We start from the raw sequence: 12,658 nt of genomic DNA on the forward strand, positions 1-12,658 counted from the left end.
CTACAGCGTTACACGCTGCTGTCAACACCTCTTTTTCAACTTCCTGCTGGCTTCGATGAACTGAAGCAACTTGCTGTCGAAAACTACTTAACTCGTTGTTTACCAAGGAGTTTTCCGTTTCGACTGCGCCGGAAGTGGGGCGAATTATAGGCGCACAGAATCTGCCGTCAAGGCTTAATTACGCTTTTGTTGAAGAAGGCGCTTTTTTAGTAATAAGACGCGGGATTCGACGCATCACCGGCGGCACACGCAGCACCAGGAGCAGTGCCCCTATAGCCGCATATATCGCCCACTCTTTCAGATCCGCCCGAACGATCCAGAGCATATGCAGCAAACCGAGCCCCAGAATGACGTACACCAGGCGATGCAGCTTCTTCCAGCGGCTCCCCAACCGTCGCTGGCTATAACGATTGGAGGTCGCAGCCAAAACCAGCAAGCCCAGAAACCCCAGCGTGCCGACAATGATGTACGGGCGCTTACGCAACTCCACGCCCAACTGCGACCAGTCAAGCCCAAGTACAAATACGCAATAAGACGCCAAATGCAGCACCACATAGGCAAAGCACCACAACCCCAGTTGCCGGCGTACCGCAACCCACCCCGCCCAACCGCTCAGTTTCTGAAGCGGCGTCATGCCAAGCGTGATCAGCAAGAGAATCAAGGTGCCCAGGCCGAGACGATCCACCAGCACTTTCCCAGGGTCGGGCCCGAGGGCAGAACTCCAGGCTTCATATAGCCAGAACAACGGCCATACCGCGACAGCTATAAAGACGCCGATGCGCCAGAGCGGATAGCGCATCAATAGTTCTTCCGCAGGTCGAGACCCGCATATAACGAGGCGACCTCATCCGAGTAGCCATTGAACATCTGGGTCTCACGCACGTTCGGGCTGAAAAGGCCGCTCGGCAGACGACGCTCACGCGCTTGGGTCCAGCGAGGATGGTCAACCGTCGGGTTCACATTCGCATAGAAGCCATATTCATCCGCAGCAATACTTTGCCAGGTCGTTTTAGGCTGCTCGCTGACGAGACTGATGCGCACAATCGACTTCACACTCTTGAAGCCATACTTCCATGGCACCACCAAACGCAACGGCGCACCGTTCTGGTTAGGCAACTCTCGCCCGTACATACCAACGGCAAGAATCGCCAATGGATTCATCGCCTCGTCCAGGCGCAGCCCTTCTATATAAGGCCAGTCGATCAAACCGAAACTGGAGCGCTGACCCGGCATGCTCTTCGGATCCTGCAGCGTTTCAAAGCGGATGAACTTCGCCTTGGAAGTGGGCTCGACCTGCTTGAGCAAGGCGGAAATGGGGAAGCCGATCCAGGGAATAACCATCGACCACGCCTCAACGCAGCGCAGACGGTAGATGCGCTCTTCCAACTGGTAAGGCTTCATGAAGTCTTCAAGCGCGTAACGCCCAGGCTTTGCGACCTCACCATCAATCACAACGCTCCAGGGCTCAGTCTTGAGTGAACCGGCATTTGCCGCCGGATCGCCCTTGTCCGTGCCAAATTCATAGAAGTTGTTGTAGTGGGTTGCGTCCTTGAACGGCGTGATGGCCTCGTCTTTGACGGTCACTGCCTGCCACTTGGTGCCGGGGAGCTTTTGCGCAAACCAGTCAGGCGCCCTGCCCGGCTCGACATCGGCATAGCGTGCCGCCTCCTCAGCACTGGCCCAACGGGGCAAACTGCTGGCGGCAACACCGGCAAGCGCGCCACCGAGCAAGCTGCGGCGAGAGAGGTAGAACGATTCAGGCGTGATATCCGATTCATGGCAATCGGACGCTTTGGGGATCTTGATTAACATGGCAACTCCGCAGCATTGGAGGACAGATGCACCAATAGACTGCGGAGTATGGGGGAAATTACATTAAGGCAATGTTTTGTCCCGGCGAAGATGCAGCAAGTACTGGATCGGCCCGGAAGCAGCGTAGACCAGGAAGGCCAACAATAGAATGCGCGGCGGATCGCTGAACACCACCGCAAACACCAGCACCACAACGAGAATCGCGACGAAAGGCACACGCCCCTTGAGGTCCAGTTCCTTGAAGCTGTTGTACTTGATGTTGCTGACCATCAGCATGCCGGCCGCTGCAACCATCAGCGCTACCAGGAACGACATCTTCGACCCCTGGATGCCGTAGTCACTGAACGCCCAGACGATACCCGCCACCACGCCCGCGGCAGCGGGACTGGCCAGGCCAATGAAGTAACGCTTGTCGGCAGTGCCCACTTGCGTGTTGAAGCGCGCAAGACGCAACGCCGCACCTGCAACATAGATGAAGGCGACCATCCAGCCGACCTTACCCATATCCCCCAACGCCCAGGCAAACGCCAGCAACGCAGGGGCAACACCGAAGGCGACCATGTCCGACAACGAGTCGTACTCGGCACCGAAGGCGCTTTGGGTATTGGTCATGCGCGCCACACGACCATCCAGGCCATCAAGCACCATGGCGACGAAGATAGCGATGGCAGCGAAACCGAAGTACTTGCTGGCACTCGCGGCATCACCTGCCGCCAAGGCGCTCTGGGCGCTCATCGAGTTGATGATGGAATAGAAGCCGGCAAACAGGTTCGCCGTCGTAAACAGGTTGGGCAGCAGATAGATACCACGATGCCGGACCTTGCGGCCTTCCGCGTCATGCCCTTCTTCGACATGTTCATCGATCGGCAGCATGCTTTCGGCGTCGTAAGCCTGGTTTGGCTCTTCGGGACGTTCGCTCATGGACTTTACCTTGCAACGGTGTGAAAAAAATTCGACAGATACTTGCGGCGAGTGTTCGCCCGCAAACGATGCAGCTTTATACCAGAACCCGCTTACCCAAACGAAAAAACGCGGCCTAAGCCGCGTTTTCCCTTGATACGTACGACTTAGTTCTTGGCTTTGTCGACGATCTTGTTGGCACCGATCCACGGCATCATGGAGCGCAGTTGCTCGCCGATGACTTCGATACCGTGAGCGGCGTTGTTACGACGCTTGGCGGTCATCGAAGGGTAGCCGGTCGCGCCTTCGCTGATGAACATTTTGGCGTATTCGCCGTCCTGAATACGTTTCAGGGCGTTGCGCATGGCCTGACGGGATTCGGCGTTGATCACTTCCGGGCCGGTCACGTACTCGCCGTATTCGGCGTTGTTGGAGATCGAGTAGTTCATGTTGGCGATACCGCCTTCGTACATGAGGTCAACGATCAGCTTCAGTTCGTGCAGGCATTCGAAGTAGGCCATTTCCGGCGCGTAGCCCGCTTCAACCAGGGTTTCGAAACCGGCTTTCACCAGCTCGACGGTACCGCCGCACAGTACGGCTTGTTCGCCGAACAGGTCGGTTTCAGTCTCGTCCTTGAAGGTGGTTTCGATGATGCCAGTACGACCGCCGCCAACACCGGCAGCGTAAGACAGCGCAACATTCTTGGCGTTGCCCGAAGCGTCCTGGTAGATCGCGATCAGGTCAGGGATACCGCCGCCTTTGACGAACTCGGAACGCACGGTGTGGCCCGGGGCTTTCGGCGCGATCATGATCACGTCGAGGTCAGCGCGTGGCACTACCTGGTTGTAGTGAATCGCGAAGCCGTGGGAGAAGGCCAGGGTGGCGCCCTTCTTGATGTTCGGCTCGATTTCATTCTTGTACAGCGCGGACTGGAATTCGTCCGGGGTCAGGATCATGACCAGGTCGGCGGCCGCAACAGCGGAAGCCACGTCAGTCACTTTCAGGCCGTGGGCTTCAGCCTTGGCAACGGTAGCCGAGCCTTTGCGCAGGCCAACGGTAACGTCAACGCCGGAATCTTTCAGGTTGCACGCTTGAGCATGGCCCTGGGAGCCGTAACCGATGATGGCGACTTTCTTGCCCTGGATGATCGACAGGTCACAATCTTTATCGTAATAAACTTTCATGAGGTTCCTCTATATATCCAGGCCGTAAGGCCATTCGCTAATTGGGTTAGATGCTGAGTACTTTGTCGCCACGGGCAATCCCGGTGACACCACTGCGTACGGTTTCCAGAATCGAGGCCGTCCCGATCGACTGGATGAAGCTGTCCAGCTTGTCGCTTGTACCGGTCAGTTGAACGGTATAAACGCTGGCGCTCACATCGACGATCTGCCCGCGATAAATATCGGTAGTGCGCTTGATCTCGGCACGCTGGGCGCCCGTGGCCTTGACCTTGACCAACATCAGCTCGCGCTCGATGTGGGCACTTTCCGACAGGTCGACCAGCTTGACCACTTCGATCAGCTTGTTGAGGTTCTTGGTGATCTGCTCGATCACCTCATCGTGGCCCACGGTGGTCAACGTCAGCCGCGACAGGGTCGGGTCTTCGGTTGGGGCCACGGTCAGGCTTTCGATGTTGTAGTTGCGTTGCGAAAACAGGCCGACAACACGAGACAGAGCGCCGGGCTCGTTCTCCAGAAGCAGGGAGATAATGTGCCGCATGATTAAGTACGCTCCGTCTTGTTCAGCCACATGTCGCGCATAGAGCCGTCTTTGATCTGCATCGGGTAGACGTGCTCGCTGGTATCCACCTGAATATCGATGAACACCAGGCGGTCCTTCATGGCGAACGCCTCTTCCATCTTCGGCTTCAGATCTTTCAAATCGGTGATGCGCATGCCGACGTGGCCGTAGGCTTCAACCAATTTGACGAAATCCGGCAACGATTCCATGTAGGAATGGGAGTGACGGCTGCCATAGCTCATGTCCTGCCACTGACGAACCATGCCCAGTACGCCGTTGTTCAGGCAGACGATCTTCACGGGAAGACCGTACTGCAGGCACGTCGACAGTTCCTGGATATTCATCTGGATACTGCCTTCACCGGTGACACAGGCAACGTCAGCCTCCGGAAAGCTCAGCTTCACCCCCATGGCCGCAGGGAAACCGAAGCCCATCGTGCCCAGGCCACCGGAGTTGATCCAACGGTTAGGCTTGTCGAAGGTGTAGTACTGCGCGGCGAACATCTGGTGCTGGCCCACGTCGGAGGTCACAAAGGCATCGCCCTTGGTCACTTCGCACAGGGTCTCGATCACGGTTTGTGGCTTGATGATGCTGCCGTCGCCCTTGTCGTAAGGGAACAGGCCGCGGTCGCAGCGCCATTCGTCGATCTGCTTCCACCAGCTCGCAACGGACTCCTTGTTCGGTGTTTCGCCGATGTCCTTGAGCGCAGCGACCATTTCAGTCAGGACGCTTTCAACAGGACCCACGATCGGCACGTCCGCCTTGATGGTCTTGGAAATGGACGCCGGGTCGATGTCGATATGGATGATCTTGGCATTCGGGCAAAACTTGCTCGCACCGTTGATCACGCGGTCATCGAACCGTGCGCCCACGGCCAGGATCACATCGGCGTGGTGCATGGTCAGGTTGGCGGTGTAGCTGCCGTGCATGCCGAGCATGCCGACGAACTGACGGTCCGAACCCGGGAATGCGCCGAGGCCCATCAAGGTATTGGTCACCGGCAGGTTGAGCAGCTTGGCCAATTCGGTCAGCGGTGCGGAACCGCCCCCCAGAATCACGCCACCACCGGAGTACAGCACAGGGCGCTTGGCCGCCAGGAGCATTTCAGCCGCCTTGCGGATTTGCCCCGAGTGCCCGCGCACAGCCGGGCTGTAGGAGCGCAGCTTGGCTTTCTTCGGGAAAATGTATTCGAATTTCTCGGCCGGGTTGGTCATGTCCTTGGGAATATCCACCACGACAGGACCCGGGCGACCGGATTGTGCGAGGTAGAACGCCTTTTTCATGACTTCCGGAATTTCCGACGCGTGCTTGATCATGAAGCTGTGTTTCACGATCGGCCGGGAGATACCGATCATGTCGGTTTCCTGGAACGCGTCGGTGCCGACCATGGTGCTAGCGACCTGGCCGGAAATGATCACCATCGGAATGGAGTCCATATAAGCAGTCGCGATGCCGGTTATGGCATTGGTTGCGCCTGGGCCGGACGTTACCAGTACCACACCGGCTTTACCGGTGGCACGGGCGTAGCCGTCAGCCATATGGGTCGCGGCCTGTTCGTGGCGAACCAGGATGTGGGTAACAGCCGGTTCCTTGAACAGTGCGTCGTAGACATGCAGCAGAGCACCACCTGGGTACCCGTAGATATAGTCGACGCCTTCGTCACGCAAAAAGCGGACGAGCATCTCACCGCCAGATAAAAGCTCCACGTTGTTCACCTCTAAAACGCCAGAATACCGTCCGTTAAAAACCGACGGGTCTTAATAGGTTTACTTCTCAACAGAGCATGAGCGACGGTGGTCGCCGACTACGTCAGCACTGACTGAGCAAGTATTGGGATCGTCCCAAGTGTTGCGGGCTTTTCCCACCCAGCGCGAGGTAACGCGTTGCGGGTGTTACAGGTCGGCGCGGATGTGCGCCTCATGATCTGCTGAGCGGGCCTGCTTCTGGCAGTCCCGATACAGCGGACTTTGGATTCTTCTGTTTCAGGCCCTTCAAGTCAAGCAATAATTGCGCTTTTTTCCAACTAAGCGCATGAGAACGTAGAAGAAAGGGCTTTGAGGAGGGATAAAACTCGCCTGAATGTCGTCAAGCGGTAGAAATATGCGCAAGACTGCCGGAAAAACCGGCAGTCAGGCAATTAACGAGCGTCAGCGATCAATTGGTCGAACTTTTTCAGCGCATTGCGCAAGCCGAGGCTCTCCCGAGGACGGTCGGCGTAGACCATCTCGGCCATCTCCAGAATCCCGGAAGCATTGGGCAAAGGCAGGTCCTGTTCGAGGATCTGCTTCATACGGACCAGGAAAATCCATTGCAGCCATTGGTGGAAATCCAATGTATCGACCGAAAACGGTTCGACGCTGCCGAGCGCTTCGGCGCTGGGGGACACCTCATCCCACCAGCCCTGCACGCGCAGCTCTCGCTCGATCAGCAACAACTGTTCGGCAATCGCCGGAAAACGTTCATCCATCAGAGGTTGACCTTGGCTTTCGCCCGAGCCTGGGCAGCGCCGGCAGCGTCCCCCTGGGCGGCACGCGCGTCGCCGATCAACGCCCACAGGCTGGCTTGCAGGTCCGGACGACCGTTGGCCATGCTCAAACCACGGCGAGCGAACTGCTCGGCTTGCGGCGCATCACCCTGGGCCATGCGCACCTGGGCCAGGCGATAAAGCACTTGCGGCTCGCGAGGCGCAACGCGCTGGGCACGCTCCAGGCTCGACGAAGCGCCATTGAGGTCACCACCGGCCTGCTGTTGCTGGGCGGTGGTGAGCAGCGCCAATACCGGGCCGTCCAGTTGCTCGTCAGCGGACAGGCCGCCCGCGCTGGATGACGAAGGAATGCCGCTCGGCGTCGACGGCGTCGTGTAGGTGCCCTGGTTGACTGGCGCCGTCTGGATCGGCGCGGAGTCGACCGGCCCCGAAGTGCTTGGCCCCGGGGTCCAGGGTTCGGCGCTGATCGGTGCTGCGGTAGCAGCACCACTGCCAGGCACCATGACCACCACGCCCGAGTCCTGCGGCATTGCCTGCGGCTTGGCCTGTGCCGGACGGTTGGTCACGGTTTGACGAAACCCGCCCTTGGCCGAAATCCGCTCGCTATTGGAGACGCCCGTACTCGCGTCCACCACCGGAATAGAGCCGCGTTGCACGCTGGAGCAACCGCCGAGCAAAGCCAGAACTGTAATCGCTGGAATCCACAACTTGTTCACTTGAAACCCTCTTTGCTTAATTCATCCAGCCCTTGACCCAATCCATCACCGACTCCGCATCAGCCGGGGCACTGCCCCCGCAGGCGGCACCGGGTGGTGGCTCGCTGCCGCGAATATACGGCATCTGCACCGCCCCCGGGCAGTTGGCATCGGAACCCTGGCCTGTGTGCGGATCAATCCAGGCCTGCACGATATTGTCCGGCTGCGGCATGTTGAGTGGCAACGGGTCAGCCTTGCGCATGAAGCTGGTCCAGACCTGCAGCGCACCGGTCGCACCGGTGAACGGCGTCTTGCCATTATCGTCACGGCCCAGCCACACCACGGCCAGTACGTCCTGGCCAAAACCTGCGAACCAACTGTCACGCGAGTCGTTACTGGTGCCGGTCTTGCCCGCCAGCGTCAGGTTCGACGGCAGCACGCTGTAGACCGAGCGCCCGGTGCCTTCACGCATCACGCGCTGCATGGCGTTCTGGATCAGGTAGATGGAGCCCGCATCGAAACGCTGCTGGATCTGGAACGGGTAGCGCTTGAGCGGCTCGCCCTCGGCGGTCAGCACGCTGCGAATACCGCGCATCGGAGTATTGAACCCACCGTTGGCCAGGGTCTGGTACATGGTGGCCACTTCCATCGGACTCATGGCTGCCGCCCCCAGAAGCATCGACGGGAACGCCGGGAACTCTCGTTCGATGCCCAATCGCGCCAGCGTCTTCAACACATTCGGTACACCGACTTCGAGCCCCAGGCGCGACGTCGAAATGTTGTAGGAATGCGCCAGCCCCTGGTACAGAAACACGGTGCCGTGGGAGCGGCGGTCGAAGTTCTTCGGTGTCCACACTTGACCATCGGCGCCTTTGATCGACAGCGGATCGTCCGACAGCCAACTGGTGAGCGTGTACTTGCTCGGCTTCTCCAGGGCGGTCAGGTAAACCGCCGGTTTGACCAGCGAACCGATCGGCCGCACGGCATCCAGCGCACGGTTGAAACCGGCGAAACTGGCCTGACGGCTACCGATCATGGCCTGGACTTCACCGGTTTCCGGGTTGGTCACGACCATGGCGGCTTCGACTTCATCGGAGCCCTTACGGCCGGTCAGGCGTTTGAAGGTGTCATTGACCGACGCCTCGGCCTTCATCTGCAGAATGGGGTCAAAGCTGGTGAAGATGCGCAGGCCTTCCTCGGTCAAGTCTTCGTCGCGGTAGTCTTCGCGCAACTGACGTTTGACCAGGTCGATAAAGCCGGGGAACGAGCTGTCCGCCAGCTTGCCGCGGGTGGTGACGCCCAGCGGCATTTTCTTCGCGGCGGCGACCTGTTCGGCAGTGGCAACGCCCTGCTGTTCCAGAACATCGAGCACCAGGTTACGGCGCTCAAGCGCACGTTCCGGGTTGCGACGCGGGTTGTAATAGGACGGCCCCTTCACCATCCCCACCAGCAAGGCCACCTGATGCAACTTCAATTCGGACAGCGGCTGCCCGAAGAAAAACTGGCTGGCCAAACCGAACCCATGCACCGCGCGCTGACCGTCCTGGCCGACGAAGACCTCGTTGAGGTACGCCTCAAGGATTTCCTGCTTGCTGTAATGCAACTCCAGGAGCATGGCCATCATGGCTTCGGTGAGCTTGCGCGTCAGGCTGCGCTCGTTGGTCAGGTAGAAGTTCTTCACCAACTGCTGGGTGAGCGTGCTGCCGCCCTGGGTCATCTTGCCGCCGGAGGTGTTGACCCAGACTGCGCGGGCAATCGACTTCGGCGAAACGCCCCAGTGGCTGTAGAAATCGCGGTCTTCGACAGCGACCAGGGTTTCCAGCAAATACGCAGGCGCCTGATCGAGCTTGATCAGGATGCGATCTTCAAGGTTCTTCGGGTAAATGCCGCCAATCATCAGCGGTTCGAGACGTACCACCGGCAGCTTGGCGCCGTTGAGCGACGACAGCTCGGCCACATAATCGCCGGAAAAGCGCACGCGTACCGGCTGGGCTTTTTCCAGGCCTTCGTAGAATTGGAAGCCACGGGTGTTCAAGTCGACGGTATTGCCGCTTACCGCCGCCGCGCCCGGACCGTTGCTCACGGGCTCGCGTCGATAGCCCAGCGCATCGAGTTCGGTGAGGAAGTCTTCCTTGCTCAGTTTCTGCCCGGCGAACAATTCCAGCGGGCGTGCATACACCTTGGCCGGAATGGTCCAGCGCTTGCCGGAGAACTTCTCCTGGACCACGGCGTCGAGATACACCGCAACGCCGGCGAGCGCCACAAGGCCAACCAGGCCGAGCTTGAGCGCCCAGCCCAGCCACGGGCGCAGACTGCGCGAAGGAGGTTTTTTACGGGAACGGGGAGATCGGGTTCGAGTCATGGCGGCGGATTATACGCACTTTATTGATGATCAACATGAGCCGGACAGCGGTTTGCACGACCGCCCGTAGCGGCCATAATGCCTGCCATGATTTCTCCCAGACTTTGAAGGATCGCCCGTGAGCCAGTCCCTGATCGCAGCCCTGCAAAACCCGGCGTTGTACCCGCATCCGGTGGAAGCATTTCAAGTCATTGAAACCCATATTTCCTGGGTGATCCTGACCGGTCCTTACGCTTATAAACTGAAGAAACCGATGAACTTCGGGTTCCTGGACTTCACCGATCTGGAAAAGCGCGGCCACTTCTGCAATGAAGAGCTGCGCCTCAACCAGCGCCTGACCGAAGATTTGTATCTTGAAGTGTTGCCAATTACCGGCACTGCCGAGACACCGCAACTGGCTGGCGACGGCCCGGTAATCGAGTACGCGCTGAAAATGCGTCAGTTCCCGCAAAGCCAGATGCTGAGCACCTTGCAAGCCAACGGCGAACTCACCAGCGCGCACATTGACGAAATGGCCAGGCAGATTGCGCAGTTCCATCTCAACGCCCCAAAGGTTGCGCAAGAGCACCCGGCCGGCACCCCGCAAGAAGTGATGGCACCGGTACGCCAGAACTTCGAACAGATCCGTCCATTCCTCAGTGACAAGGCCGACCTGACTCAACTGGAAGCCCTGCAAGCCTGGGCCGAAAGCAGCTTCGAACGCCTCAAGCCGCTGCTGGAACAGCGCAAGCTCAATGGATTCACCCGCGAATGCCATGGTGACATCCACCTGGGCAACGCCACGCTGATCGACGGTCATGTGGTGATCTTCGACTGCATCGAATTCAACGAGCCGTTCCGCTTCACAGACGTGTACGCCGACACCGCGTTCCTGGCGATGGACCTGGAAGACCGCGGCCTGAAATGCCTGGCGCGACGGTTTATCAGCCAGTACCTGGAACTGACCGGGGACTATCAGGGCCTGGAGCTGCTCAACTTCTACAAGGCGTATCGCGCCCTGGTCCGGGCCAAAGTTGCGCTGTTCAGCATGCCGAGCGAAGCCGACCCGGTGCAACGCGCCACCACCCTGCGCCAGTACCGCAACTACGCCAATCTGGCTGAAAGCTACAGCACGATTCCCTCGCGCTTCCTGGCAATCACCCATGGTGTTTCGGCCGTGGGCAAAAGCCACGTCGCCATGCGCCTGGTCGAGGCCTTGGGCGCTGTTCGCCTGCGGTCGGACGTGGAGCGCAAGCGCCTGTTTGGCGAGCAGCACGTGGAAAATACACCGCAGGCCGGCATCTATAGCCATGACGCCAGTGCTGCGACGTACACGCGGTTGAACGAAATTGCCGACACCGTGCTTCGCGCCGGTTTCCCGGTGGTGCTGGATGCCACCTTCCTCAAACGCGAACAACGCGACGCGGCGGCCCGGGTTGCCGAAGCCACCGGGGCGCCGTTCCTGATTCTGGATTGCAATGCGCCCCAGGCCGTCATCGCCAGCTGGCTGGCACAACGTCAGGCAGATAAAAACGATCCGTCCGACGCAACGTTGGTGGTTATCGAGCAGCAGCAAGCCAATCGTGACCCGCTGACAGCGCAGGAGCTGCTGTTGAGCAAGCGCGTCGAGACCAACGAAAGCGGGACACTCGATGCGTTGGTTGCGCACATTCGTCATCGTTTGCCCGGCCTGTAAGAAATATTTCTTGGTCGTGTCGCCTACTTTGGCGCACGGCCCAGCAATAGTGGCACTATAATGGCGCCATAATACCAACAGGAGTCGCCATCATGAGTCAGCCCAAGCTTCTTGATACCCCGCTCTACGCGCTCCTGCACAAGGACGACATCCGCGGCTTCAATCAGGAACGCCCCGACGACGGGGTTATCGACATGCGTGGCGGCGACTTCCGAGGGCTGGACCTGCGCGAACTGAACACCGCAGGTATCGACTTTACCGACGCCTACTTCCGCTCCGCCGACCTGCGCGGGCTGGATTTACGTGACTGCTCATTGGAAGGCGCCAGCCTGGCCCATGCGCAGATTTCAGGCACTTACTTCTCTCCCGAACTGACGGCTGACGAGATTCTGATGTCGGTCAATTTCGGCACCCGCCTGCGTTACCGCACCAAATAACCTCAAGACTTCGGCTCCGGCTGCGCAAGTCGCGCCGGGCGCTTTACCCTGCCTGAGATGCAGCGGCGTTCTTATAAGCTTTTGAGCCGTTCCCGACCAAAGAATCACGCTTTTCCTACTGAGCGCTACACTCATTTTCAGGCTTGCCTGGTCACGATACCCACCGCACCCTTCGGCTGTCGCAAGGAGGCTTGATGAACGATGAGCTGCAGCACCTGAAAAATCTTGGCAAGACGTCGGCGCAGTGGCTGCATGCGGTGGGCATCCACAGCGCATCCGACTTACGTCGTCTGGGGGCGGTCGATGCTTACCGCGCCGTGCGAACTCGCGGGTTCCGAGCATCGAAAGTACTGCTGTATGCCATTGAAGGCGCATTGATGGATGTGCATTGGAACGACATTCCCACGGAGCGCAAAGAGGCGTTGAACCGTCAGTTCGATGCACTCTCGACGCACAAGAAGATTTAGGTCCGCGGACGGGTGCGTGGAGAAAAATACGGGAATGGATAAAACAACTGTTGACTCTCAAATGAGAATCGTTATGATTATC

12 protein-coding genes are annotated in these 12,658 nt (G+C 58.9%); 3 read left to right on the forward strand and 9 right to left on the reverse strand.

The features are described from left to right. Nucleotides 1–178: 178 nt before the first annotated feature. The 9 genes from msrQ to mrcB form a co-directional block, all read right to left on the reverse strand. Nucleotides 179–799 (reverse strand): protein-methionine-sulfoxide reductase heme-binding subunit MsrQ, encoded by a 621-nt coding sequence (gene msrQ, locus PspCFBP13528_RS13765; protein ID WP_137200406.1) that lies wholly within the window; start codon nt 797–799, stop codon nt 179–181. Further along, nucleotides 799–1,812, reverse strand: coding sequence for a protein-methionine-sulfoxide reductase catalytic subunit MsrP (gene msrP, locus PspCFBP13528_RS13770; RefSeq protein WP_137200407.1), 1,014 nt, complete (start codon nt 1,810–1,812; stop codon nt 799–801). Before msrP ends, msrQ begins: the two co-directional genes overlap by 1 nt. A gap of 63 nt (nt 1,813–1,875) precedes the next feature. Further along, nucleotides 1,876–2,733 carry a CDP-diacylglycerol--serine O-phosphatidyltransferase gene (gene pssA / locus PspCFBP13528_RS13775; protein WP_065952211.1) on the reverse strand — a complete coding sequence of 286 codons (858 nt, stop codon included), beginning with the start codon at nt 2,731–2,733 and terminating at the stop codon, nt 1,876–1,878. A 146-nt stretch (nt 2,734–2,879) separates the two neighbouring features. After that, nucleotides 2,880–3,896 carry a ketol-acid reductoisomerase gene (gene ilvC / locus PspCFBP13528_RS13780; RefSeq protein ID WP_003176099.1) on the reverse strand — a complete coding sequence of 339 codons (1,017 nt, stop codon included), beginning with the start codon at nt 3,894–3,896 and terminating at the stop codon, nt 2,880–2,882. Between the two features lie 46 nt (nt 3,897–3,942). Then, the gene (ilvN, locus tag PspCFBP13528_RS13785; protein WP_003176102.1) at nt 3,943–4,434 is read right to left on the reverse strand and encodes an acetolactate synthase small subunit; all 492 of its coding nucleotides are present in this window, start codon (nt 4,432–4,434) and stop codon (nt 3,943–3,945) included. Between the two features lie 2 nt (nt 4,435–4,436). Beyond that, nucleotides 4,437–6,161: an acetolactate synthase 3 large subunit gene (locus PspCFBP13528_RS13790; protein ID WP_137200408.1), complete on the reverse strand. Its 1,725-nt coding sequence runs from the start codon at nt 6,159–6,161 to the stop codon at nt 4,437–4,439. A 431-nt stretch (nt 6,162–6,592) separates the two neighbouring features. Next, nucleotides 6,593–6,922, reverse strand: coding sequence for a YqcC family protein (locus PspCFBP13528_RS13795; protein ID WP_065892292.1), 330 nt, complete (start codon nt 6,920–6,922; stop codon nt 6,593–6,595). After that, nucleotides 6,922–7,656, reverse strand: coding sequence for a tetratricopeptide repeat protein (locus PspCFBP13528_RS13800; RefSeq protein WP_137200409.1), 735 nt, complete (start codon nt 7,654–7,656; stop codon nt 6,922–6,924). The genes PspCFBP13528_RS13795 and PspCFBP13528_RS13800 overlap by 1 nt, the downstream gene beginning before the upstream one ends. Before the next feature lie 16 nt (nt 7,657–7,672). After that, the gene (gene mrcB / locus PspCFBP13528_RS13805) at nt 7,673–9,997 is read right to left on the reverse strand and encodes a penicillin-binding protein 1B (protein ID WP_065952209.1); all 2,325 of its coding nucleotides are present in this window, start codon (nt 9,995–9,997) and stop codon (nt 7,673–7,675) included. Nucleotides 9,998–10,115: 118 nt separating this feature from the next. Here mrcB and PspCFBP13528_RS13810 point away from each other — a divergent pair, with 118 nt between their 5' ends. The 3 genes from PspCFBP13528_RS13810 to PspCFBP13528_RS13820 all read left to right on the forward strand — a co-directional run bounded on the left by PspCFBP13528_RS13810 (nt 10,116) and on the right by PspCFBP13528_RS13820 (nt 12,576). Next, entirely contained in the window at nt 10,116–11,672 is a 1,557-nt protein-coding gene (locus PspCFBP13528_RS13810; RefSeq protein ID WP_137200410.1) for a bifunctional aminoglycoside phosphotransferase/ATP-binding protein, read from the forward strand. Between the two features lie 92 nt (nt 11,673–11,764). Continuing rightward, on the forward strand, nt 11,765–12,109 hold the full coding sequence (locus tag PspCFBP13528_RS13815; protein ID WP_065952207.1) for a pentapeptide repeat-containing protein: 345 nt from the start codon (nt 11,765–11,767) through the stop codon (nt 12,107–12,109). A 194-nt stretch (nt 12,110–12,303) separates the two neighbouring features. Continuing rightward, nucleotides 12,304–12,576: a TfoX/Sxy family protein gene (locus tag PspCFBP13528_RS13820; RefSeq protein WP_065952206.1), complete on the forward strand. Its 273-nt coding sequence runs from the start codon at nt 12,304–12,306 to the stop codon at nt 12,574–12,576. Nucleotides 12,577–12,658: the final 82 nt, after the last annotated feature.

This window comes from Pseudomonas sp. CFBP13528 (genome assembly GCF_005233615.1).
GTDB classification, from domain to species: domain Bacteria; phylum Pseudomonadota; class Gammaproteobacteria; order Pseudomonadales; family Pseudomonadaceae; genus Aquipseudomonas; species Aquipseudomonas fluorescens_AM.

What these genes read in the sequence shown, in the direction of transcription:
- PspCFBP13528_RS13820 (WP_065952206.1), top strand. Translation starts at nt 12,304, where the DNA reads ATGAACGATGAGCTGCAGCACCTGAAAAATCTTGGCAAGACGTCGGCG.
- mrcB (WP_065952209.1), bottom strand. Translation starts at nt 9,997, where the DNA reads ATGACTCGAACCCGATCTCCCCGTTCCCGTAAAAAACCTCCTTCGCGC.
- msrP (WP_137200407.1), bottom strand. Translation starts at nt 1,812, where the DNA reads ATGTTAATCAAGATCCCCAAAGCGTCCGATTGCCATGAATCGGATATC.
- ilvN (WP_003176102.1), bottom strand. Translation starts at nt 4,434, where the DNA reads ATGCGGCACATTATCTCCCTGCTTCTGGAGAACGAGCCCGGCGCTCTG.
- ilvC (WP_003176099.1), bottom strand. Translation starts at nt 3,896, where the DNA reads ATGAAAGTTTATTACGATAAAGATTGTGACCTGTCGATCATCCAGGGC.
- PspCFBP13528_RS13815 (WP_065952207.1), top strand. Translation starts at nt 11,765, where the DNA reads ATGAGTCAGCCCAAGCTTCTTGATACCCCGCTCTACGCGCTCCTGCAC.
- pssA (WP_065952211.1), bottom strand. Translation starts at nt 2,733, where the DNA reads ATGAGCGAACGTCCCGAAGAGCCAAACCAGGCTTACGACGCCGAAAGC.
- msrQ (WP_137200406.1), bottom strand. Translation starts at nt 799, where the DNA reads ATGCGCTATCCGCTCTGGCGCATCGGCGTCTTTATAGCTGTCGCGGTA.
- PspCFBP13528_RS13795 (WP_065892292.1), bottom strand. Translation starts at nt 6,922, where the DNA reads ATGGATGAACGTTTTCCGGCGATTGCCGAACAGTTGTTGCTGATCGAG.